Genomic DNA, 22,685 nt, shown 5'->3' with positions numbered 1-22,685 from the left:
AAAGCCCTTTACTTAAAAATGAAAATGAGGCAAACTATAACAAACGCAATAAAATAAAAAAAGGAGAATGGATATGAAAAAAGCAAAAGTTGGCGACATTATCGAGTTTAAAAACGGATTGCGCGGAATCGTCGAAAAAGTCAATGAAAATTCTGTCATCGTTGATCTAACGTATATGGAAAATTATAGAGAGTTGGATTTGCAAGAACGAACGGTCGTCAATCATAAAAATTACAAAATTATTAAATAGGGATGAAAACAGAGGCTGTTCCTCTATATTGGGACAGCCTCCGTTCATTTTGCTAAGAAATGCGGGCTACTTGATCCGCTTCATATATATGCGTGCCGTTTTGGCAAGAAGTCGCAACGCAAAACATCGCGAAAGCAAGCTGTTTTGCTTCCACCGGCTTATATTTTTCCCATTTTCCAACAAACAAAAACGGAAGACGGCCTAGCAGCCAACCCGCCATTTTTTCTCCAAGGCGAAATTCTCGCCGCTTTCCAAGAAGAAGCGAAGGCCGGAAAATGTGCAACGATGGAATCGCAAGCCTCTGTAGCGCTTCTTCGGTTTCCCCTTTCACGCGATGATAAAAGAAAAGAGAGCGCGGATTTGCCCCGAGAGCAGAAACGGTTAAAAAGCTTTTTACACGGCATTTTTCCGCCAACACTGCCGCACGCAACGTATATTCGTAGTCTACTTGGATAAATTGCTGCCGCGTTTTTGCTTTTTTCCGCGTTGTTCCAAGGCAACAAAACACATCATCAACGCGAAAATACCGTTCATATGATTCTAATTTATTGAAATCTATCACCACTTGCCGGAGTTTTTCATGATGAACAGGCAATGGACGCCGGACTAAAATCGTTACTTGCTTATATACATCTGATTCCAACAACAACGTTAGCAATTCGCTCCCAACAAGTCCGCTCGCCCCGATTAATAGAGCCCTCCTGCGCACCAAGGCTAAAACCTCCAAATGAAAAGTCAATGTCATTATATATGACTTTTATGAAAAAAACCACTGTTTTTTTCCTGCATAAAACGACATCTTCCTAATAAAATTAGGAAGATGCGCATTAACGGTTATCTACTTTTTCTGGATACAAGTCATGGTTCATTAAACGGTATTCGGCCATTTTCTCATATTTCGTCCCCGGACGTCCCCAATTGCAATACGGGTCAATCGAAATGCCGCCGCGCGGCGTGAATTTTCCCCACACTTCGATGTAACGTGGCTCCATTACTTTAATTAAATCGTTCATAATAATATTGACGCAGTCCTCATGAAAATCTCCATGGTTGCGGAAACTGAACAAATATAATTTTAGCGATTTGCTCTCGACGCATTTTTTATCGGGAATGTAGCTAATATAAATCGTCGCAAAATCCGGTTGCCCGGTTTTCGGACATAATGTCGTAAACTCCGGGCAATTGAATTTCACGAAATAATCGCGGTCAGGATGTTTATTCTCAAACACTTCCAATACTTCCGGACTGTATTCGAACAAATATTTTGTTCCTTGGTTGCCGAGCAGCGTCAGATTTTTTAATTCTTCCTCTTTTCTTCCTGCCATCATTGTTCCCCTTTCCTGTTTTTATTTGTTATACGCCGCGCTTGTTTCCCCACAAAAGCGCATGTAGTTGCGGCAAAACGCGCACGTCATTCAGTTCGTTTGATTGCGCCACTTTTTCCACCAGCCATTCGAGCTTCGCCAACAACTTTTCGCGTAGCGCTGTAACATCTGTCTCCTTTGTATCGTCATTACCGGCTTGCAAATAAAACGAAATGTTCGGATAGCGTTTGTGAACCATTTTCGCATAGGCGAAATCATCATCATCAAATACGACGACTTTCAGGCTAACATGGGACGCGCGCCCCGCGCCGACCAGCTTATCGATAATGCGATCAAGCATCGCAAAATCCGTCTCCATTCCGGAGCTTGGCGGTTTTGGCGAAATCGTGACATCATCAACATCATATAACCAATCTTGCCAGCGGCTCCCTTGCGTTTCGACGGCAACGCGAATGCCTTTATTTTTTAATAATGATACAAGCTCTTCCAGCGCTTGAATGAGAACGGGATTTCCTCCCGATATCGTAACATGGCGAAAACGATCGCCGCCAAGTTCGCATAGGCGTTCCCAAATTTGCTCGGCAGTCATTTGCCGAATTTCTCCTTTTGCCGATCCGTCCCATGTAAAGGCGGAGTCGCACCAGCGGCACGAATAGTCACAACCGGCCGTGCGGACAAACATCGTCTTCTGCCCGATCACCATGCCTTCCCCTTGAATCGTCGGCCCAAAAATTTCAAGGACGGGAATTTTTTTTGCCATGATCATTTCCCCGCTTTCGGCCGATAAACAACATAGCTTGTCGGCGTTTCGCGCACGAACACTTGCAAACACTTCGGCTTGTTTGGCAATGTATCCAAATGCGCTTGCACCGTTTCATAAATTTTGCGGGCGATGACTTCGCTTGTCGGGAAATCGTTGCTGTTTTGATCATTAAACCAATCTCGATGTTCGTTCATTAACGTATGATCCAGTTTTCCATGAATAAGCTCTTTCAACTCTTGAAAATTCACTAAAAATCCCGCATCGTCCAGTTCGTCGCCCGCCACCGTAATGTTCACGGTATATATATGTCCATGCATGTTCGCGCATTTTCCCGCTTTCTCGTGAGGAATAAAATGAGCAGCAGCGATATGCATATCTTTATTTAACTCGTATTGATAATTGTGAAATACTTGCGGATAAAGCTGATGTATCATAATTGATTTGCCCCTTCCTTTTCTTTCATATATTCTTCAAGCCCCCGTCTTCGCAACACACAAGCCGGGCACTCCCCGCAGCCGTCGGCGATAATCCCATTATAACAAGTTAACGTTTTCGTCCGCACAAACTCAAAGGCGCCAAGCTCATCAGCGAGTTTCCACGTCTGTGCTTTCGTCAGCCACATTAATGGCGTATGAATCACAAATTGGTAGTCCATTGCTAAATTTAATGTGACATTTAGCGATTTGATAAATATATCCCGACAATCCGGATAACCGCTAAAATCCGTTTCACACACGCCCGTTACGAGATGGCGGGCTCCTTTTTGCTTGGCAAGCACTGCCGCAAACGACAAAAACAATAAATTTCGCCCGTCTACAAACGTTGATGGCAATTGCCCTTCTTTTTGCTCAATGGCGATATCGCTTCGCGTAAGCGCATTTGGTGCCAATTGATTTAATAGCGACATATCCAAAACGGTATGGGAAATACCGAGTTCCTTCGCAATCGAAGCCGCCACTTCAATTTCGAGGCGATGGCGCTGACCATAGTCAAACGTTACCGCTTCTACTTCGTCAAATTGTTTTAACGCCCAAAATAAACATGTCGTGCTATCTTGACCGCCACTGAAAACAACCACAGCTTTTTCCTTTTTCATTATCGTCGCTCTCCTTTCTTTCCTTTCAAGAAGAACGAGCGTTCTAAAACAAAAAAGCTATACCCTCTAAGGATATAGCCGTCCCTAGTTTTTTATAGAGGGTTGTTCTAGAACCTCTCCCATACCATATCGGTACGGAATTCTTCTTCAATTTTCTGTGCTTGCTTAACCATTAGCTTTTTTTATTGTACCGCTTTTTTTGTTTTATTGACAACCATAACTAAGGCAGGAATGTGAACAAAAATACTAGCTACATTTCCAATCTCAAAAATATATTGGAGTGCTATCATTCTGTCCAACATATAACATTGCCAAACAAAATGGTAAAATGCCCCTATTTCCGTTATTAAAAACAAACATGACTATCTTCACATATTAACAAACATTTTATTGACTGTTGATATATCTGAATATTCCGTATATTATTGAAAGAAATAAGAATAGGGGGGATAAACGATGAACCAACTAATCAAACAGCAGCGGGCGAAACAAGCATTAAAAAAAGTCGTCGATGTTGCTGAAAAACTGCGGCAGTCGCTTGACGCAAACCGTCCGCTGGAAGCACAATTGGAACGCGTCCGTTCATTTCTCGATAACGAGTTACAGCAAGATGAATATTTCTTGATCGTTGACGAAACAGGGTACGCAATCGTTCATACAAATCGATTGCGCGAAGGCCGCGTTTTTTCCGATGAGGTGGGGCAAAAAGCCGCTAAAACAACGGAACCGCTTTTGCAAGTGTACGAGCGCGATACAGGGGAGGTGCTGATTGATGCAAGTTGCCCTTTATTTACAGACTTTAATGGAAAGCGTTTTAATTTACGATTGGGAAGATTAATGCACCGTCCTTATTTGCAAACTTACTTTTTATTTCTTTCCGTTGTTCCTGCCATGTTCAGCTTTCTCATCACGCAACCTTTTTCACTATCCTCGTTATGGACATGCGCTGTAACCATTATCGTCAGCTTGATCATAAGTTCGCTTTTTTACCGCTCTCTTGTCAAAGAACTGCGTCATTGGTATAGCGCCACTCGCTCCGTTTCATCTGGAAACCTTCATACAGAAGTACATACCGGCCGAAAACGCAATGAATTTCATCAAATCGCATACGAAATAAACAAAATGATTTTAGGCATTCGCGCGATGATCACAGAGCTAGCGAAAGCTGCCAAAACGGTAAATCAAGTAAGCGAACAACAGCAGCTGGAAACAAAACGACTTTCCGAATCGTTTGATGAAATCGCCACAGCAATGGAAACGTTCCGCGAAGGTACGAAACAGCAAACCGCATCGGTAGAACAAGCCAACCATTTAGTCATCCAGATGGTCGAGCGGGTGCAAAAAATGCAAGAAGAAGTGGAGCGCGTCGTTTTCCAAGCGAAAACCGCTCTCACATCGATGAACGAAGGAAACCGCCTCATTGAAGAAACAAAACAAAAAATGGATACGATGCAGCAAGAAATAAACAAAACGACGGCATTAATCCACGCTGCATCACAAGAAGCGGCCAACGCCCAAAATATGATTTCCGCCATTCGGACGATCAGCAAACAAACGAATTTGCTTGCGTTAAACGCATCGATCGAAGCCTCGCGCGCAGGGGAAGCAGGAAAAGGCTTTGCCGTCGTCGCGCAAGAAGTCCGCAAGCTTGCTGAAGATACGAACGCTTTTGCTGCACAAATTTTATCTTCGCTGCAGACGATGACAAACGTGCTACATAACGCCGTCCAAGCCGTACAGGAAAACGAACAGCATGTGGAAAAAACGAAACATTCGCTATGGAAAACGAGCGAAACATTCACATTATTCCAGCAAATGTTTTCCGAACTCAACGCTCTATTACAGCAAAACCAAATTCACGTCGAAGCGGTTACTGGCAATGGCCGAAACCTTCAGCGTCTCATTGGCGATATTAACGTCATCGCCAACGATTTTACTAATATGGTGCAGGAAACTACCGCTGGATTAGAACAGCAAACTGCCGCCATCCATGAACTCGCGAAAGAAGCGGATGTTTTACTTACTTCTGTTCAACGGCTTCAACAAATCGTTAACCGCTTTCATTAAAAACGACTAGAAATGTAATGTTTCTACGACAACATGATATCGTGGCATCCATCGCCGATAGGCTTTTTTTCTTTCTGTCTCGCAAAACGCGGCAGCCGCGCAGTTTGGTCAGTTAAATCCAATGCTCCCCTGACAACTACGCCGTTGACTACCGGAACTATAAACGCGTTTGTCCGTTCTCACGTGGACAAACGCGTTTTTCACTATTTCGGCACTTTTCGCACACATAGCAACAAAAGAAAGACGAAGCTGATATACCCAAACAACGGGTATAAAAATGACAAAAGAGAACTATAGCGAAACAAACTAGCCGCGTACAATAAAGCGAATAAAGCAATAAGAAACAAGCTATTCGAAACAGAAAACATCGCGCGAAATTGCCGTTGCAACCCAAACGCGCCACCGATGATAGACGTCAAAATTTCTCCGTAAATGACGAGAATATACACCCAGTAAAATAGGGAAAAAAAAGAACGAACCACTTCCGCCATCGGAATATCGTAACTTATTACATGTGGGAACGATAATAAAACGAAATGGCTGCTTAATAAAATGCCTGTGAGTAACACCCCCCCAATCATTGCTCCGCGCCGCACGGTCGTTTCATCATCGGCTTCCTGAGCTAATGGCACAAGCACAGGTTGCGCCATCGCTAAATTAAACGCGGCATACGAAAGCGGTGCAAGAAATGCCTTTAATGAATGATCGATGGTCATCGATCCTTCGCCGCCCCATTTTCCCATGACAAACAGCTTGAAAAGAACGATGGCGCTAAACAGCACCATGATCGGAACGACTAACGCATTGACACTAAACAAACCTTTTATATCGTATAACATCACGACAAGCGATAAGCATAGCGTTATCATGATTCCTGCCTGCTTTGACAACCCAAGCTGTTCTTCAAACACCGCGCCCGCACCCGCGATCATTACCGCGACCACTCCCATAATCATTGCCGTCATCATCATCGTAACAAGCGGACTCATTACATTTCCAAATAAATAGCGATTAAACTGCTCGTAAGATACGGCGCCAATTCTGCGCGCCATCACCATCATCCGCGCTCCCATCCATGTAAATAAGCTGCCGCTGATGATCACTCCAATCGTGCCAAAAGTTCCGTATTGGGTAAAAAATTCGACGATCTCCTTTCCTGTCGCGAATCCCGCGCCAACGACAGTTCCGACGTAGACAGCGGCGATTTGCCACGCTTCCGACCATTTTTTCCACACTTCTGCTGCTTCATCCTCCTTGTCCGCGCTTTATTTCATATATATGTAAACGCGGACAAAGAAAGACGAAATAATAAAGAAAAAGGATGCCAAAACGAGGCATCCTTTTTTATTCATCGAATCCCGAAAATTATGCAAAGAAACTGCAAAAGCGATTTTTCCGGCAATTCAAGTTTTACTGATTGTAAAGACATTTTTACACCATAATTGTCGCAACCTTTTTATTTCACCGTAATTTGTTCGATTTGATGCTCGTGTATTTCTTTTGCTTCTACATGAATTTTGACCGAGTATGCGCCTTTTTCTTGGAAAGTTGTCGCTGCTTCATATTGGCCAGCTTGTGTCTCGCTTGCGTCAATAAACTGATGCTTTCCGTCATCTTTCCACACTTCAAAGCGAACCGTAGCGTTTGTTAGCGGTTTTCCGGCATGAGCAATCCGCGCCGTCAAATTTGCAGATTGATTAACGACATATTCCTTATGTTGCAGCATTATCGATAAATCAGTGTGATGATGGCCGCTATGTCCAGCATTGTGATGATGATCATTATGTTCATGGTGTTGTTCGGACGCTTGACCGACGACAATATCTTTTTTCGGCATATTGTGCATGTTCCGCGCTGTGACATGGGCAACGACGGAATATGTTCCCGGCTCCGTAAACGTTTTCTTAACGGAATATTTGCCGTTTCCTTCATTCTTCGCCTTTAACATATCATGTTGTTCATTTCCGTGTTTCCAAATTTCAAATTTCACTTCATCGGCGTCGTCTACTTTTTCGCCCCCGTATGTTACGACACATGCAATCGTTGTTTCTTTGTTTAACTCAATACGGTCAGCAGCTTCTATTTTCACTCCCAACATCGCCGGCTTTTCCTCTTGCTTTTCTTGATCGCAAGCCGCAAACAAAAGCAACGATGACATCAATAACGCCAAAAACGCATAAACTCTTTTCATCCTTTTCACCCTCGCTAAACTTTTTTCTGTCCCAAACTATATCACAAGTTTGCCGCGTTCTATACCATCGTTCACCGTTTTTCCAAAAACATTTCACGATTACAACAAATTTTTTTGCAAAAAACACTTGAAAGTCAAAGATAGTCAAAGTATAATAAAGACAGAAAGTCAAAGATAGTCAAAGTCAAACGGTAAAAAGGAGGTTATGCCTCATGCTTTGCCAAGTATGCCAACAAAACGAAGCGACGGTATTTGTTAACTTGCAATTTAACCATGAGAAAAAACAATTGCATCTTTGTCATGAATGCTACGAAAAACAAAAACAAGAGCTTTCCATCCCAATGAACTTCGGGTTTGGAGGCTTTTCGTCATTCCCGTTTGATGATTTCTTCATGAACGGATTTTCGCCAATTTCGGAAATGAACACGCCGCAGCCAAAAGCCGCACAACCATCGCACCGAAACAGAAAAGGCGGCGGCTTCCTCGATCAATTTGGCCGCAACTTAACGCAACTTGCGAAAGCTGGCCTCATTGATCCAGTCATCGGCCGCGACAAAGAAATCGAACGCGTCATTGAAATTTTAAACCGCCGCAATAAAAACAACCCGGTATTAATTGGGGAACCGGGCGTTGGGAAAACGGCGATCGTCGAAGGGCTTGCCTTGAAAATCGCGGAAGGGCAAGTTCCGGAAAAACTATTAAATAAAGAAGTATATTTGCTTGACGTCGCATCGCTTGTCGCCAACACAGGCATTCGCGGTCAATTCGAAGAGCGCATGAAACGTCTTATCGCTGAATTGCAACAACGCAAAAACGTCATTCTCTTCATCGACGAGATTCACTTGCTCGTCGGCGCCGGTTCGGCGGAAGGTTCGATGGACGCCGGCAACATTTTAAAACCAGCGCTTGCCCGCGGCGAATTGCAAGTCGTCGGCGCGACAACATTGAAAGAATACCGGCAAATTGAAAAGGACGCCGCGCTTGAACGCCGCTTCCAACCAGTTCTTGTCCATGAGCCAACGGTCGAACAAGCGATCACGATCTTAAAAGGCATTCAGCCGAAATACGAGCAATTCCACCATGTGAAATATACGGATGAAGCGATTGAAGCGTGCGTGAAATTGTCGCACCGCTACATTCAAGACCGCTTCTTGCCGGACAAAGCGATCGACTTGTTAGACGAAGCCGGTTCCAAAGCGAACTTGCGCATCGGCCCGACAGATGAAAAACAAATTCAAGAGCGCCTTGCGCAAATCGCTAAAGAAAAAGCGAAAGCAACGCAAGAAGAAAATTATGAACTGGCAGCGAAATTGCGCGATGAAGAGTTGAAATTAGAAAAACAATTGCAAGAAGGCGTCAGCCAAGAACGTCCAGTCGTCGATGTTGCCGATATCCAACGCATCATCGAAGAAAAAACGGGCATTCCTGTCGGCAAACTGCAAGCAGATGAAAAAGAAAAAATGAAACATTTAGAAGAAAACTTAGCGAAAAAAGTGATTGGTCAAGAAGAAGCGGTGAAAAAAGTAGCGAAAGCGATCCGCCGCAGCCGTGCGGGATTAAAAGCAAAACATCGTCCAGTCGGTTCGTTCTTATTCGTCGGTCCGACCGGCGTCGGGAAAACAGAGCTTGCAAAAACGCTCGCCGAAGAATTGTTCGGCTCAAAAGACGCAATGATTCGTCTCGATATGAGCGAATATATGGAAAAACATTCTGTATCGAAATTAATCGGTTCGCCTCCTGGCTATGTCGGTTTTGAAGAAGCCGGTCAGCTTACGGAAAAAGTGCGCCGCAATCCATATAGCATTATCTTGCTTGACGAGATTGAAAAAGCGCACCCGGACGTGCAACACATCTTCTTGCAAATTTTAGAAGACGGCCGCCTCACTGACAGCCAAGGCCGCACCGTAAGCTTTAAAGACACGGTCATCATCGCGACAAGCAACGCCGGCGTAACTGATAAAAAAATTACAGTTGGCTTCGAAAAACAAGGAACGACGCACACAAGCGTTCTTGAATCGTTAAACGCCTACTTCAAGCCGGAATTTTTAAACCGTTTCGATGCGATTATCGAATTCAAACCGTTGCAAAAAGAACATATGTTACAAATTGTCGATCTCATGCTCAACGAAGTCAAAGCGACATTGCGCGAACAACACATCGACCTTGATGTAACGCCAGCGGCGAAAGAAAAATTGGCGGAACTTGGCTACCATCCAGCGTTCGGCGCTCGTCCGCTCCGCCGCGTCATCCAAGAACACGTCGAAGACAAAATCGCCGACGTCTTGCTTGATGAAAACGATCAAGTGCAAGCGATTCGCATCGATGTCGAAAATGACGCGATCGTCGCAAAAGCTTTGCATAAACAAACCGCCTAATCCCTTATGGGAAAGGCGGTTTTTTTTGCCTATTCGCTTGCACATTATTATATAAATTTCATAATTTGCTGGCGGCTTTTCAGAAACAGCCGTTAGATAAACTTAAAACAAAAATCAAATCCTACTAAAGGTTGAGGCGGCAGGCCCATCTTTTCGCAGACTGTCACCCTGCTTGAATCCTTCCAGAAGGGTTTGATTGTGGTCCATTAAAATTTAGTAATTACGTTAAACCCTTTCGTATTATATTGTGACATATTTTCAAATACAGCGTTTACATCTTCCAATTTGATTTCACGTTCAACCAAGCGCTTCGGACTCAACCGCCCGGAAGAAATTAAGCTCAGTAAGCCGCGATAGTCAGGATGAGGATTTCCAATGCTTCCGACAAATTCAATTTCAGATGCTGTAATTAGGTCAACAGGAAGCGAGACAAAACCTCCTTCTTCTGATGTGGTTAAACCTACTTGAACATGTCTTCCTCCTTTTCTTAAAGATAGAACCGAATTAAGAACGGTATCCTTAATGCCTAAAGCATCCAGTCCGACATGTGCGCCCCCTTTTGTGATTTCTTTTATTGCTTCAACAACGTTTTCTTTTCTCGCATTGACAACCGCAATAGCGCCTTCCTGTTTTGCGATTTCAAGCTTTTGATCATCAATATCAACGGCTATAACTTGCGCTCCTAATGCATTGGCCACCTGAATAGCAGAAAGACCGACGCCGCCTGCTCCATGCACGGCCACCCAATCACCAGGCTTGACATTTCCTCTGACAATACCGTGATATCCCGTCATGTAACGGCAGCCTAAAGCAGCAGCTGTTAAACTGTCAACATTTTCAGGGAGTCTGATCAGGTTAAAATCGGCATTGCGAACTAATACATATTCCGCATACCCGCCTTCAAATCCAGAAACCAAGCCATAAATTTGCAGGTTTTCGCATAAATTCGGCACACCTTTTTTGCAATATTCACATCGCCCGCAAGCGGAATGGAACGGAACGGTGACACGATCTCCCGGGCAAAATGACTTCACATCTTTGCCAACTTCTTCGATTACACCCCCAAATTCATGTCCAGGTGTTATCGGTAATTCCGGGGACAAACCGATCCACGCCCAATCCCCTTGCCACGCATGCCAGTCGCTACGACAAACCCCGCAAGCTTCGATTTTAATCACCGCATCTTCCGGACCAGGTTGAGGATCCGGAACATTTAAAATTTCCAACGGTCTTTTGTGCTGAATAATTTTCGCAGCTTTCATTGCCTCTCCCCCTTACTTCAAAAAACAGATTATTAACAATATTATTAATATTCAATATTTTAATAAAAATAATTATGTAGTCAATTAGTTACAAAATTTTTGGTTTCTCGTAAGCTGGTTACGCAAGCACAATAGATAAATGGTATGAATGAAATGTAGCGCTTTAAAGCAACTTTATTGCCACTTCCAAATGAAGTCACTGAAATCATTGGAAAAGTTTGAATCGGGAAGCTTTATTATCAGCGTGTCTGGTTTGTTACGGAAACAAGATTTTGAATCGAAATTATAAACATTTTACTGACAGCCCGAAAATGGATTTCAGCTAGGCGGTAGGCGATGTTGCGACGTCAACCCATTGGACCAGTTTATAACGAAGAGAAGATACGATTGTTTACGCTGGTTACCATGCAAATGAGATTAAGGTAGCAAAAGTAGTGTTTGACGGATCGGGCCATTATTCCAGACCGGATGCTGTCCAGCTATTGCTGCATGATTATGAACATAGAAATCTTCTCCGCAACTCAAAAGGATTTTCCTACCAAGATTAAAAAAATATTTCAGAAAGCGCAGAAGTGCCTCCTGAAAAAGCGGAGGCAAGAATAATAAAAAACAGTTTCAATCAATAGTATCCAAAATCTATAATGGTAGTATTAAGATAATAATACCAACCTTGCTGCTACAGGCCCCAAAGAATCAGCTAAAATAATAGCAGGATGCGATTGCCAAAAAATGCGGCAATCTCTCCTGCTACTATCCTAATGTGCAAGCCGGTTAAAAACATAATAGAGCTGGCTAAAATAGCGCAACATCCAAAAATCACTAAGCAGCTATAGGCGCTGATAGTGAAATTTCAGCCCCTGGTATCGGCGATGGAATTTTCACGCAAACCATCCATCTTTTTTGGAAAGACCGTGCATTAAAAACTGAACCGTCCGTTCCATTTCCGCTTCATCGTCCCAGTCATAATCTGGCAACACGATAAACCGCGTCAGCAAAAATCCGGCAATCGTCGTGATCGTCATGCGGATGACCGAATCAACAGGAATGGCGGTCAGTTCCCCTTTTTCTTGAAAATGCTCGACGATTTGCTTAAATTTTTGATAGACATGTGTCGTAAAAATCCGCTGAAACTGCTCCTTAATTTCCGCATGAAACGCGATTTCCTGCCAGAACACTCGGATTGCCGGCAAGTATTTTTTCACAAATTGATAACGGTTTCGCAAAAGTGCGCGAATGAAGTCTTCATAGCTTTGATACTGGCTTTCAAACACCTCTTTGACAAACTCTTTCGCCAAAAATGGGGCGACGGATTTAAACAGCGTCGGAGTGACAATCGCAAGCAGCAAATCTTTTTTCGTTTTATAATGGCGGAAAATCGTTCCTTCCGCGACGCCCGCCCGTTTTGCGATTTCGCTTGTCGAAGTGGCGGCATAGCCTTTTTCGGCGAACATTTCAATCGCCGCTTGTAAAATTTTGATTTGCTTTTCACTAAGCTTCACATCTTCCCCGTTTCGTTGCAACAATTCTTTCAGCCACTGCTGTTCGTTCATTCTTTGTACTCCTTACAATTTTCGATATTTTTTTAATGCTACTACATTTAATATCATAAACAAGATAGCAAAACCAAGTAAAACATATACGTCTTTAGCAATTTCATTCCAGCCGTTGCCGCGAACCATAATTTCCCGCAGCGCATCCGCTCCGTACGTCAGCGGCATAACCACGCTTAAAGAACGAAGCCATTCCGCCATCGTATCTAAGTTAAACAAGCCGGAAAAGAACACTTGCGGGATGACAACGAGCGGGATAAATTGCATCATTTGCAGTTCATTATTCGCAAAAGCAGACAGCAACATTCCTAACGTTAAAGCGGTCATCGCCAATAAGAATGTTATCAATAGCACGTATACGAAAGAACCTTCCATCATCATGTCAAGAATATCCACAGCAAACCAAGCAATTAAGCTCGCCTGCAATGTCGTAAATAAACCAAATCCAACAATGTAGCCAGCCACGATTTCCCAGCGCTTCAGCGGCGTTGAAAGCAATCGTTCGAGCGTTCCGCTTGTACGCTCGCGCAGGAACGAAACACCAGCGATTAGGAAAACGAAAAAGAAAACGAAAAAGCCGATTAACACAGGACCGAAATTGTCAAATAGTGCCATATCCTCTGAACCGTGCAAATACGTTGTTTTCCATTGCAATGATCGTGTTTGCGGAACTAATTCTTGTAACGCTTTTTGTACAGTCATAAGCACCGCTTTATTAACAGTCGGATCGCTTCCTTCCAACGTAATTTTCGGAGTTCCTTCATCCATTTCCATAAACGCGTCAATTTGTTGTTTTTCTAACTGTTTACGAGCCGTTGCTTCCGTAAGTTTTTTGACATCCGCATCGTATTTCGTTAACTTTTCCACCACAACATCTGGAGTTTTTTTACTAACGGCAATCGTTGGCTGATATTCCTCGCCATTAAACACAAGGTTCATCAACAATAATACAAACATCGGGGCCACAATCATTAACGCAAGCGTTCGTTTATCACGGAAAAACTGGCGAATGATACGAACGACGATGGCGCGAACTCTCATCATCTTGCACCTCCAAAATATAAAAAGGCTTGCTCGATCGTTTCCGAATTTGTCTCTTTTTTTAACTCATCCGGACTGCCGACCGCGATGAGACGGCCATCGCGAATCATGGCGAGACGCTGGCATTTTTCCGCTTCATCCATGACATGGGTCGTTACGACAATCGTCGTTCCGTTTTGGCGAATTCTCTCCAGTTCTTCCCAAATGGCTTGGCGAAGCACAGGATCGATGCCAACCGTCGGCTCATCTAAAAGCAGTACTTCCGGTTCATGCAGCAAAGATATCGCCAGCGATAACCGCCGTTTCATCCCTCCTGAATATTGATGGACGGGCTTTTTCATATCGTCTGTCAGATTGACAAGATTCATCACGTCATCAATACGTTCTCTTTGCTTTTTTCCTTTTAATCCATAAATCGAAGCGAAAAACTGTAAATTTTCAAACGCCGTTAATTCCCCGTATAAGGCGTCAGACTGCGCCATAAAACCGATACGTTCCATCACATGTAAGTCAGGCATTTTTTTATTTAATACATGAATCGTTCCACTCGTGGCTTCGTCAATGCCAGCGATCATTTTGACAATCGTCGTTTTCCCCGCTCCGGAAGGACCGAGCAACCCGAAAATTTCTCCTTTGTGCACGTCAAGCGATACATCTTCAACAACCGTCTTTTTCCCAAATCGTTTTGTCACATGTTCCAGGCGAATACACGGCTTTTCTGGCATGAATTTCCCTCCTCTATAATGAGTGATTACTCACTTATATTTTACACGATATTGATCATATTTTGAAGTGAGTAATCACTCATTAAATATTTTTTATAGCTGCCTTGCGCCTAGGCAGCTGTTTATTTATGTGAAATATTCGATGTTTTTCCATCCATAGCACCATTCAGCCAGCTTTTTCCCACCGATGTCAATGACTTCCTTAGCGATTTTCTTTCCGCCTAGCCGCTCGTAAAAACGGCGCGACGGATTATCGGCAAGCACCCACACAATCATCGAGCCAATGCCTTCTTGGCGAAAATCCTCCACCAACGCACGAACGAGCTTTGTGCCATATCCTTTCCTTTGTGCTTCTTTCAATAAATAGATTGCGTATATTTCCCCTTCATACTCCGCTTCTTTCCCTTGTGTAGCGCGGTTTTTGCCGCCGGAAATAAACCCGCATACCTTTCCGTCTTTCTCCGCGACAAAAATAGAATGCTTCGGTTGATTCAATCCACGCTGCCAGAGCTGTTCTTTTTCGCTTACGCTTAATTGCGCCAAATACTCCGCAGGCACAATCCCTTCATATGTCGTTTTCCAGCTTTCGACATGCACGATGGCGATGGCGTGCGCATCATCGGTCGTTGCTTTGCGAACATTCATGCTCCTTCCTCCCCCATTGTATTTATCAGCCGCCATAAGAATATCTTTCGGCATATTCGCCCTTTTCAATAGATATGAGCAGGCTCAATATCTTTTCTCCATATTTTTAAGAGACAAGGAAGAAACCGTCTTGATTTCTTCCTTGTCCCCTTCGTTATAAGTTCCGGTCGTCAACTTGATCAAGCCATTGTTCGATCTCATCGACTACCGCTTGAACGCATCCGTCTTCAAACGGCGAAATGAGGTTGGCGGCGCGGACCAATTCGGTAAACGGCTTGCTTCCGCCTTGACGGCATAAGGTTAAATAATCATTCCACGCCTCTTCATAGTTTTCACGCGAACGTTTCCAAAATTGGAACGCGCAAATTTGCGCAAGGGTATAGTCGATATAGTAGAATGCATTCGTATAAATATGGCTTTGCCGCTGCCAAAAGCCGCCGCGTTCTAAATAATCATTGCCGTCATAGTCTCGTGTCGGCATATATTTCTTTTCAATCTTCCGCCATGCTTGCTTCCGTTCCGCCGGCGTTGCGTTCGGATTTTCGTATACGAAATGCTGAAATTCGTCCACCGCTACGCCATACGGCAAAAATAATAAAGCATCGCTCAAATGATAGAATTTATATTTTTCCGCATCTTCCCCGAAGAATAACTTCATCCACGGCCATGTGAAAAATTCCATGCTCATCGAATGAATTTCGCATGCCTCCAAGGTCGGCCAGATGTATTCCGGAATTTCGTAATGGCGGCTTTCATACACTTGAAACGCGTGCCCCGCCTCATGGGTAAGCACGTCGATGTCTCCGGATGTGCCGGTAAAGTTCGAGAAAATAAACGGCGCTTTATAATTTTCGATATAGGTGCAATAGCCGCCGCCTGCTTTTCCTTTTTTCGCAACGAGGTCCATTAGTTCATGATCGATCATATACCGGAAAAACTCGCCTGTTTCCGGCGACAGTTCTTCGTACATCTTTTTCCCGTTTTCAATAATCCAGTTTGCGTCCCCTTTTGGCGTTGGATTGCCGGTTGGAAAAACAAACGCTTCATCATAATATTTCAGCTTCTCGACACCGATGCGCGCCCGCTGCCGCTCGCGAAGCTTCACAGCAATTGGAACGATATGCTTTTCGACTTGTTTGCGGAATTTCGCGACCATCTCGGCGTTGTAATCAGTCCGTCCAAGACGGGCATAACCGAGTTCCACGAAGTTTTTAAATCCGAGCTTTTGCGCGATGGCGGTGCGCACTTTCACAAGCTGATCGTAAATTTCATCGAACTTCTCCTCATGTTCTTGGAAAAAGGCAAAACGCGCCTCACTCGCCCGCTTGCGCATCTCGCGGTCCGGCGATTCGACAAACGGCTGCAGCTGCGCTAACGTCCGTTCTTCCCCTTCAAAGAAAATTTTTGCCGAAGCGACCAATTTTGTATATTCGCTCGTCAGCTTATTTTCCAGCTGCAGATCTTCCACAATGTCTGGAGAATACGTTTTTAATTCCGTCTCAGCGAGCGCAAATAACTGTTTCCCCCATTTTTCTTCAAGCTGCGAACGGAACGGAGACGAAACAAGCGCACGGTAATAATCGTTCACAAGCCCTTTAACAATTGGCTCAACTTCATCGAAAAAATCTTGCTCCTGCTTATAAAACTCATCGTTCGTATCAATCGTATGGCGAATATAGCAAATTTGCGCCATCGTGCTGAAATCGTTGCGAAGCTTATTAATTTCCTTCATCGCCTCATCCTGTTCTTCTACGCTGCTTGCCTTCTGGAACGATTGCAGCGCCTGTTGAAATGATGCTTTCAGCTTCTCGATATTCGGCCGTTCATAGCGAAACTCAGAAAATTTCAACGCAATCCCTTCCTTTTCTCTCGTTTTCCTTATCTTAGATTGTATTCCATTCATACACGGAAAATCCTTTTTTTCGATTACAAAAGGTTGTTGACGAAATTTGTCGAAAGAACGTATAATAATAACACCAATTGAATATTTTTTCTTTCTCATCCACATAGACGGGATACAGGCTGCAATGAACAAGAGTTATAGAAACGAGACGCAAAGAGCCAATGAGGAAAGTTGCCGAAGTTTGAGTCGGACTCTGACGCCGTAGACTGGGCCTGTATCCGAACATGCATCGTTGCAACAAACGATGAAGCACTATCGATTGGAAGTTAAATGCGGATGGCCACATGCACCCGTTGAAAACTTTGGGGTGTATTTTTTTGCGAAAAAAGCTAAAACTTAATTATCGTCAGGAAGGAGCTATCCACTTTGCAACAGCAAAAACTTGGATTATGGTTATTAACGGCGCTTGTCGTTGGAAATATGGTGGGATCGGGAATTTTTATGCTGCCGCGCTCGCTAGCAGAAGCGGCAAGCCCGCTTGGCGTAATTTTAGCATGGCTGCTCACGGGCGCCGGCGTGTTAATGACGGCGCTCGTATTCGGTAATTTGGCGATTCGCAAACCGGAACTAAACGGCGGGCCGCAGATTTATGCGAAAGAATTGTTTCCGAAAGGCTCGAACATCTCGATCCTATCTGGCTTTATGTCTTCATGGGGATATTGGATTGGCAACTTTGCCGGCAACGTGGCGATTATTACGACGTTTACCAGCTATTTATCAACGTTTTTTCCAATTTTAACAAGAAAACAAACGTTATTTTCCATCGGTCCTCTTGATGTAAAGCTTGGGAACTTGTTGACGTTTCTTATATGTACCGCATTGTTATGGGGAATGCATTTCATCATTTTGCGCGGCATCGAAGACGCGGGAAAGCTAAACTTTGTCGCTACCGCAGCGAAAGTGCTCGGATTTTTCCTATTTATCGTTATCGCTTTATTTGCGTTTGAAAAAAGCACGATCGGTTCGTTTGTCGCACCGCGTTATGATGAAGCGGGACATTCGATCGGATTGTTAGGTCAAATCAATAATGCGGCTGTATCGACACTATGGGCGTTTGTCGGCGTGGAATCGGCGATTGTTTTTGCTTCACGGGCACGTAAGCAAGCGGACGTAAAGCGCGCAACCATTCTCGGTTTGCTCATTGCTCTCGCGATCTATATCGGTATTAGCGTGCTCGTCATGGGCATATTGCCGCAAAAAGAACTTATTCAATCGGAAAAACCGCTTGTCGACACGATTGTCACGATTTTAGGACCAAGCGGAGGCTACGTTCTAGCCGGACTCGGATTGATCAGCTTGCTCGGCTCCACGCTCGGTTGGGTGTTATTAAGCGCGGAAGTGCCGTACCAAGCGGCAAAACAAGGTATGTTTATTCAAGCGTTTTTAAAAGAAAACAAAAAAGAGGTGCCAAGCTTTTCTTTATTGCTTTCCAACGGGTTGGCGCAAATTTTTATTTTTTCGACCATTTCTAATTCGATGTCAGCGGCGTTTGACTTTGTCATTTACATCGCGACATTGGCGTATCTCGTTCCATATTTTATCGCTTCCGTTTTCCAATTAAAATTGGCGCTTACCGGCGAAACGTATCAGCGAACTTCACGTGATCGCGTCATTGACGGGGTGATCGCCGCACTTGCGACAATCTATTCGATTTGGGTCATCATCTCCGGAACCGCGGACATAAAAACGTTTATGCTTGGCGTCGCCCTGCTTCTAAGCGGCGTCATCTTCTACCCGCAAGTGAAAAAAGCGGCACAGCAATCAGAGGAAAAACAAAAAATTTCGGCGTAATAAGAAGCGGACGCTTGGGAATTCCAAGCGTTCTTTTTTGTTTTTCCCCATGTCTTAAGAAGGAAAAAATCATTCGCATATCGAAATAATGATCGAGAAAATTTTTGATGAAGGAAGTGGCTTGCATGACTGTACATCATGTAAAGAAAAAAACAACGCGCGGCATTGCTGCCGAAGATCTTTTCCGCATCCGCTTTGTGAGCGACCCTCAATTCTCGCCAGATGGCGGGAAAATCATGTTTGTGCAAAAAACGATTGATGACGAGCGGGAATATCGCTCCCACCTTTTTCTTTTATCATTAGCAGATGGCACCGTGAAACAATGGACGTTTGGAAAAGTAAAAGACGCTTTTCCACGTTGGTCCCCGGATGGAAAAACAATCGCGTTTCTTTCGAACCGATCCGGAAAAACGCAGATTTGGCTTCTGCCGGCAGACGGCGGGGAAGCGCGCCAGTTAACCTCATTAAAAAACGGAGTGCGCCAGCTGCGCTGGTCGCCAAATGGGCGGTTTCTCGTAGCTCTCACTTCTCTCGGCAAGAAAGAAACGCTCAACGAACGCGAGGAGCAAGACAAACAAGAAAGCAAAAAACACGAACTGACACCGCTTATTGTAGAGCGTTTGCAATACAAATCTGATGCAGCAGGATTTCGCGATGATAAACAAGATGTGCTTATTCGCATCGACGTAGAAACTGGCGAAATTCAAGGGCTAACCGATGGCGATGACGAGATCGGCTCATTCACCATATCTCCTGACGGCAAAACAGTCGCTTTTACCGCCAACCGAAGTGAGGAGCCTGATTTCACATTTACGCGCGATATATTTCTTTTGGATATCGAGAGCGGAAAAACGAGAAAAATCACAAATGGAGACGGGCTTTTCACTTCGCTATCTTGGTCTCCGAATGGAAAAATGCTCGCGGCGATTGGACATGAACTCGAATATTTAGGCGCCACATTAAACCGGGTTTGGACTTTTGATGTTGCCAGCGGAGAAAAACGGGCGCTGACCGCCAATTGGGATGTGCATGTTGGCGACGCGATGGTAGGCGACATGCATTCCGACGCCCCAAGTCCCGGACTCATTTGGCATAAAGAAGGAAACGGCCTGTATTTTCTTGCTTCCGAGCGAGGGCGCGTCAACCTTTACCACGTAGCGCTAGACGGAACGATTACCCCAGTAGTTATCGGCGATTTCCATTTATACGGATTAACCATTCATCCGCATGATTATATCGCGGTTGCGGCAATTAGCGATCCGACTCATATTGGCGACTTATACGCCGTTTCTCTTCGCGACGGAAAACGCAAAAAGCTAACAAATGCCAATGAGAAGTTGGAAAAGGAGCTTGTCCTTTCCACACCTGTAGAGTTTTCGTACCCGTCCCGCGATGGTTGGAACATTCAAGGATGGCTGATGAAGCCTCCTCATCTTGAAAATGGACAAAAAGTGCCGATGATTGTAGAGATTCACGGCGGACCGCATGCGATGTACGGCTTCACCTTTTTCCATGAAATGCAGGTGCTTGCGGCGAAAGGATATGCGGTGCTGTTTACGAATCCGCGCGGCAGCCACGGCTATGGACAAACATTTGTCAATGCCGTACGCGGTGATTACGGAGGAATGGACTATGAAGATATTATGAGCGGTGTCGAATACGCACTTGCCCATTTTGATTTTATTGATGAAACTCGTCTCGGCGTCACAGGCGGAAGCTATGGCGGATTTATGACGAACTGGATCGTCGGGCATACGGACCGATTTAAAGCGGCGGTAACGCAGCGGTCAATTTCCAATTGGCTCAGCTTCTATGGAGTGAGCGATATCGGTTATTTCTTCACGGAATGGGAAGTCGGTTGTAACGTATGGGAAAATCCAGAGCGGCTTTGGCGCCACTCTCCGTTGAAATATGTGAAAAACATTCGGACTCCGTTATTAATTCTTCATAGCGAAAAAGATTATCGCTGTCCGATCGAACAAGCGGAACAGCTGTTTATCGCCCTGAAACATTTAAAACGGGAAACGAAGCTTGTCCGCTTTCCGGAAGCGAACCACGATTTGTCCCGCAGCGGTCCGCCGACACTTCGCCTCGAACGGCTGAATCATATTGTCGGCTGGTTTGCAAAATATTTATAGGCGCACAGGAGAACATCACCTGTGCGCCTTTTTCCGTCGCTTTCTTAAACCGCAACGAATAAAGGGCTGGCAGAAACGAATGATCGTTTTCGCCAGCCCCTTATGATTTCTGTTTTGCCCCATATCCTAATTTTTTTAATAAATCGATCGCTTTGTCTTTTTCCTCGGCTGTCAAACCGGAGACCGTTTCATGAATCGTTTGTGCATGCCGCGGAAAAACTTCCTCAATGAACGCTTTTCCTTGTTCCGTAATCGAAGCATATGTAACGCGTCGGTCTTTTTCGCACGCCTTTCGCACAATGAGCCCTTTTTGCTCCAATTTATCCACTACATACGTAATGCTGCCGCTGGCGAGCAAAATTTTTTCGCCAATTTGCTGTAGCGGCTGGTCGCCTTTATGGTAAAGCAATTCTAAAACCGCAAACTCCGTCGGATTTACGCCGAACGATTGAATCGACTTGTTCACTTGATCGTTGACAGCCCGATATGCTCTTGATAATACGATAAACAGTTTTAATGATTGTTCAATGTCTTTCTCCCTTGTCATCCACAATCAAACCCTTTTGTTAGTTAAATTCAAAATCTTTATACAAGTTGGCACTTGAATTTGCATAAAAAGCGAAAAGAACGCAACATCAATTCGTGTGGATCAACAACATTCGTGCCTTACCATCCATGCTTAAAAGCCAATTTCTTACTTGCATTATACTTTAAATGTCAAATGCAGTGCAAATATTTTTTGAACAGACCTTCGCCTACACGATCTATTTTATAGGATACTCGCCATTTGTGATTTTTGTTTATATATTATAGTATTATGAATAAATTATTTTTATTGCTTGGGCGTTTATCACTTTTTGTTAGGAAACGCATATTGTAAAAACTACAGAAAGGTCAAGTCCAAATTATTGTGTAAAATTCCACTACCAGTACAGTAAACTTGGAATTACGGAAAAATAAAACTGCTTTTTACTGTTTTGTTTTTACACAATTTTGCGGGCTTGATCACTATAGAAAAGGAGGATTAGATGCAAGAAGTATTAATCGGCAGCATACTTTCCGCATTATCAACTGGATTAGGTGCAGTTCCCATTTTATTTTTAGCGAAATCGATTACCCACCGATGGCGCGACATATTACTGGCGTTTTCAGCCGGAATTATGATGGCAGCTTCCATGATGAGTTTAATTCCGGAAGCATTGCAGGCAGGCAGGCGTGTTGATTATCCAATAAAATCCAAAGGGTATAGAAAAAAGAGCACCTTTCCTGTAGAATGTGAGTAGCGACACAAACAAACCCAGGAGGTGCTCTCTATGAACAAGCATACCACACTCCCGAATTTGATGCAAAAACTTGTTTCGGATGAAGAGATTCAACTGATTGCCGAAGCGGTTGGGTATCGTGATTCGTCTCGAACCTTTACGTTGCGCGAGTTGATTCACTTCTTCCTGCTGGCCGCCATGCATCAATGGAAAAGCTTTCGCCACGGAGCCGATGTGGGGCCTCTGTATGGATTGCCGCGATTCCATTATTCAACTGTATCCAAGAAAGCGAAAGAAGTTC

19 protein-coding genes, 2 pseudogenes and 1 riboswitch are annotated in these 22,685 nt (G+C 44.2%); of the genes and pseudogenes, 7 read left to right on the top strand and 14 right to left on the bottom strand.

The features are described 5' to 3' along the window. The first annotated feature begins 73 nt into the window (after positions 1 to 73). A complete protein-coding gene (locus tag BM278_RS09820) occupies positions 74 to 250 on the top strand; it encodes a YkvS family protein (protein ID WP_013401353.1) in 177 nt (58 codons plus the stop codon). Between the two features lie 52 nt (positions 251 to 302). On the opposite strand, the gene BM278_RS09815 is transcribed toward BM278_RS09820, so the two are convergent. From BM278_RS09815 to queC, 5 genes are all read right to left on the bottom strand, one after another. Continuing rightward, complete coding sequence (locus BM278_RS09815) at positions 303 to 995, bottom strand: NAD(P)H-binding protein (RefSeq protein WP_090949358.1); 693 nt, start codon at positions 993 to 995, stop codon at positions 303 to 305. 82 nt (positions 996 to 1,077) lie between these two features. Beyond that, entirely contained in the window at positions 1,078 to 1,575 is a 498-nt protein-coding gene (gene queF, locus BM278_RS09810) for a preQ(1) synthase (protein ID WP_064551215.1), read from the bottom strand. 28 nt (positions 1,576 to 1,603) lie between these two features. Next, positions 1,604 to 2,335, bottom strand: a complete 732-nt coding sequence (gene queE / locus BM278_RS09805; protein WP_090949356.1) for a 7-carboxy-7-deazaguanine synthase QueE — start codon at positions 2,333 to 2,335, stop codon at positions 1,604 to 1,606. A 2-nt stretch (positions 2,336 to 2,337) separates the two neighbouring features. Continuing rightward, positions 2,338 to 2,772, bottom strand: a complete 435-nt coding sequence (gene queD / locus BM278_RS09800) for a 6-carboxytetrahydropterin synthase QueD (protein ID WP_090949354.1) — start codon at positions 2,770 to 2,772, stop codon at positions 2,338 to 2,340. Continuing rightward, positions 2,769 to 3,434, bottom strand: coding sequence for a 7-cyano-7-deazaguanine synthase QueC (gene queC / locus BM278_RS09795; RefSeq protein WP_090949352.1), 666 nt, complete (start codon positions 3,432 to 3,434; stop codon positions 2,769 to 2,771). Before queC ends, queD begins: the two co-directional genes overlap by 4 nt. A 78-nt stretch (positions 3,435 to 3,512) precedes the next feature. After that, a riboswitch (PreQ1 riboswitch) is annotated at positions 3,513 to 3,557 on the bottom strand. 333 nt (positions 3,558 to 3,890) lie between these two features. Here queC and BM278_RS09790 point away from each other — a divergent pair. Continuing rightward, on the top strand, positions 3,891 to 5,501 hold the full coding sequence (locus BM278_RS09790) for a methyl-accepting chemotaxis protein (protein ID WP_090949350.1): 1,611 nt from the start codon (positions 3,891 to 3,893) through the stop codon (positions 5,499 to 5,501). Between the two features lie 203 nt (positions 5,502 to 5,704). On the opposite strand, the gene BM278_RS09785 is transcribed toward BM278_RS09790, so the two are convergent. Together BM278_RS09785 and BM278_RS09780 are read right to left on the bottom strand one after the other, a co-directional pair. Then, entirely contained in the window at positions 5,705 to 6,736 is a 1,032-nt protein-coding gene (locus BM278_RS09785) for a YkvI family membrane protein (protein ID WP_208601792.1), read from the bottom strand. Between the two features lie 221 nt (positions 6,737 to 6,957). After that, the gene (locus tag BM278_RS09780) at positions 6,958 to 7,692 is read right to left on the bottom strand and encodes a FixH family protein (protein ID WP_090949348.1); all 735 of its coding nucleotides are present in this window, start codon (positions 7,690 to 7,692) and stop codon (positions 6,958 to 6,960) included. 212 nt (positions 7,693 to 7,904) lie between these two features. Here BM278_RS09780 and BM278_RS09775 point away from each other — a divergent pair, with 212 nt between their 5' ends. Then, positions 7,905 to 10,067, top strand: a complete 2,163-nt coding sequence (locus BM278_RS09775; protein ID WP_090949347.1) for an ATP-dependent Clp protease ATP-binding subunit — start codon at positions 7,905 to 7,907, stop codon at positions 10,065 to 10,067. A 206-nt stretch (positions 10,068 to 10,273) separates the two neighbouring features. Here BM278_RS09775 and BM278_RS09770 read toward each other — a convergent pair whose 3' ends face one another. The 6 genes from BM278_RS09770 to BM278_RS09745 all read right to left on the bottom strand — a co-directional run bounded on the left by BM278_RS09770 (position 10,274) and on the right by BM278_RS09745 (position 17,139). Beyond that, the gene (locus BM278_RS09770; protein WP_090949345.1) at positions 10,274 to 11,329 is read right to left on the bottom strand and encodes a zinc-dependent alcohol dehydrogenase family protein; all 1,056 of its coding nucleotides are present in this window, start codon (positions 11,327 to 11,329) and stop codon (positions 10,274 to 10,276) included. Between the two features lie 878 nt (positions 11,330 to 12,207). Beyond that, positions 12,208 to 12,879 carry a TetR/AcrR family transcriptional regulator gene (locus tag BM278_RS09765; RefSeq protein WP_143093435.1) on the bottom strand — a complete coding sequence of 224 codons (672 nt, stop codon included), beginning with the start codon at positions 12,877 to 12,879 and terminating at the stop codon, positions 12,208 to 12,210. A gap of 12 nt (positions 12,880 to 12,891) precedes the next feature. Continuing rightward, positions 12,892 to 13,920, bottom strand: a complete 1,029-nt coding sequence (locus BM278_RS09760; RefSeq protein ID WP_090949344.1) for an ABC transporter permease — start codon at positions 13,918 to 13,920, stop codon at positions 12,892 to 12,894. Continuing rightward, complete coding sequence (locus BM278_RS09755) at positions 13,920 to 14,645, bottom strand: ABC transporter ATP-binding protein (RefSeq protein WP_090949343.1); 726 nt, start codon at positions 14,643 to 14,645, stop codon at positions 13,920 to 13,922. The genes BM278_RS09760 and BM278_RS09755 overlap by 1 nt, the downstream gene beginning before the upstream one ends. Positions 14,646 to 14,771: 126 nt before the next feature. Then, on the bottom strand, positions 14,772 to 15,290 hold the full coding sequence (locus BM278_RS09750) for a GNAT family N-acetyltransferase (RefSeq protein WP_090949341.1): 519 nt from the start codon (positions 15,288 to 15,290) through the stop codon (positions 14,772 to 14,774). A gap of 154 nt (positions 15,291 to 15,444) precedes the next feature. Beyond that, complete coding sequence (locus BM278_RS09745; protein WP_090949339.1) at positions 15,445 to 17,139, bottom strand: M3 family oligoendopeptidase; 1,695 nt, start codon at positions 17,137 to 17,139, stop codon at positions 15,445 to 15,447. A gap of 420 nt (positions 17,140 to 17,559) precedes the next feature. On the opposite strand from BM278_RS09745, the gene BM278_RS09740 reads away from it, so the two are divergent. Further along, complete coding sequence (locus BM278_RS09740) at positions 17,560 to 18,984, top strand: amino acid permease (protein WP_090949337.1); 1,425 nt, start codon at positions 17,560 to 17,562, stop codon at positions 18,982 to 18,984. Between the two features lie 125 nt (positions 18,985 to 19,109). Beyond that, the gene (locus BM278_RS09735; protein WP_090949335.1) at positions 19,110 to 21,122 is read left to right on the top strand and encodes a S9 family peptidase; all 2,013 of its coding nucleotides are present in this window, start codon (positions 19,110 to 19,112) and stop codon (positions 21,120 to 21,122) included. Positions 21,123 to 21,222: 100 nt separating this feature from the next. Here BM278_RS09735 and BM278_RS09730 read toward each other — a convergent pair whose 3' ends face one another. After that, a complete protein-coding gene (locus tag BM278_RS09730) occupies positions 21,223 to 21,669 on the bottom strand; it encodes a MarR family winged helix-turn-helix transcriptional regulator (RefSeq protein WP_090949334.1) in 447 nt (148 codons plus the stop codon). A 481-nt stretch (positions 21,670 to 22,150) separates the two neighbouring features. Between BM278_RS09730 and BM278_RS09725 the strand changes: the two are divergent. Together BM278_RS09725 and BM278_RS09720 are read left to right on the top strand one after the other, a co-directional pair. Then, positions 22,151 to 22,333, top strand: a pseudogene (locus BM278_RS09725) (ZIP family metal transporter); the annotation flags it as partial. Positions 22,334 to 22,435: 102 nt separating this feature from the next. Then, a pseudogene (locus BM278_RS09720) lies at positions 22,436 to 22,685 on the top strand (IS4 family transposase); the annotation flags it as partial.

It is taken from the genome of Parageobacillus thermantarcticus (genome assembly GCF_900111865.1).
GTDB lineage: Bacteria > Bacillota > Bacilli > Bacillales > Anoxybacillaceae > Parageobacillus > Parageobacillus thermantarcticus.
Note: the sequence above shows the minus strand (reverse complement) of the source record. Positions and strands in the feature narration are given on the sequence as shown.

Bases quoted from the DNA above. Each gene is read 5' to 3' on its own strand.
- BM278_RS09755 (WP_090949343.1), bottom strand. From the start codon at position 14,645: ATGCCAGAAAAGCCGTGTATTCGCCTGGAACATGTGACAAAACGATTT.
- BM278_RS09730 (WP_090949334.1), bottom strand. From the start codon at position 21,669: ATGACAAGGGAGAAAGACATTGAACAATCATTAAAACTGTTTATCGTA.
- BM278_RS09780 (WP_090949348.1), bottom strand. From the start codon at position 7,692: ATGAAAAGAGTTTATGCGTTTTTGGCGTTATTGATGTCATCGTTGCTT.
- BM278_RS09770 (WP_090949345.1), bottom strand. From the start codon at position 11,329: ATGAAAGCTGCGAAAATTATTCAGCACAAAAGACCGTTGGAAATTTTA.
- BM278_RS09735 (WP_090949335.1), top strand. From the start codon at position 19,110: ATGACTGTACATCATGTAAAGAAAAAAACAACGCGCGGCATTGCTGCC.
- BM278_RS09815 (WP_090949358.1), bottom strand. From the start codon at position 995: ATGACATTGACTTTTCATTTGGAGGTTTTAGCCTTGGTGCGCAGGAGG.
- queC (WP_090949352.1), bottom strand. From the start codon at position 3,434: ATGAAAAAGGAAAAAGCTGTGGTTGTTTTCAGTGGCGGTCAAGATAGC.
- BM278_RS09750 (WP_090949341.1), bottom strand. From the start codon at position 15,290: ATGAATGTTCGCAAAGCAACGACCGATGATGCGCACGCCATCGCCATC.
- BM278_RS09775 (WP_090949347.1), top strand. From the start codon at position 7,905: ATGCTTTGCCAAGTATGCCAACAAAACGAAGCGACGGTATTTGTTAAC.
- BM278_RS09820 (WP_013401353.1), top strand. From the start codon at position 74: ATGAAAAAAGCAAAAGTTGGCGACATTATCGAGTTTAAAAACGGATTG.
- BM278_RS09760 (WP_090949344.1), bottom strand. From the start codon at position 13,920: ATGAGAGTTCGCGCCATCGTCGTTCGTATCATTCGCCAGTTTTTCCGT.
- queE (WP_090949356.1), bottom strand. From the start codon at position 2,335: ATGGCAAAAAAAATTCCCGTCCTTGAAATTTTTGGGCCGACGATTCAA.
- queF (WP_064551215.1), bottom strand. From the start codon at position 1,575: ATGGCAGGAAGAAAAGAGGAAGAATTAAAAAATCTGACGCTGCTCGGC.
- BM278_RS09765 (WP_143093435.1), bottom strand. From the start codon at position 12,879: ATGAACGAACAGCAGTGGCTGAAAGAATTGTTGCAACGAAACGGGGAA.
- queD (WP_090949354.1), bottom strand. From the start codon at position 2,772: ATGATACATCAGCTTTATCCGCAAGTATTTCACAATTATCAATACGAG.
- BM278_RS09790 (WP_090949350.1), top strand. From the start codon at position 3,891: ATGAACCAACTAATCAAACAGCAGCGGGCGAAACAAGCATTAAAAAAA.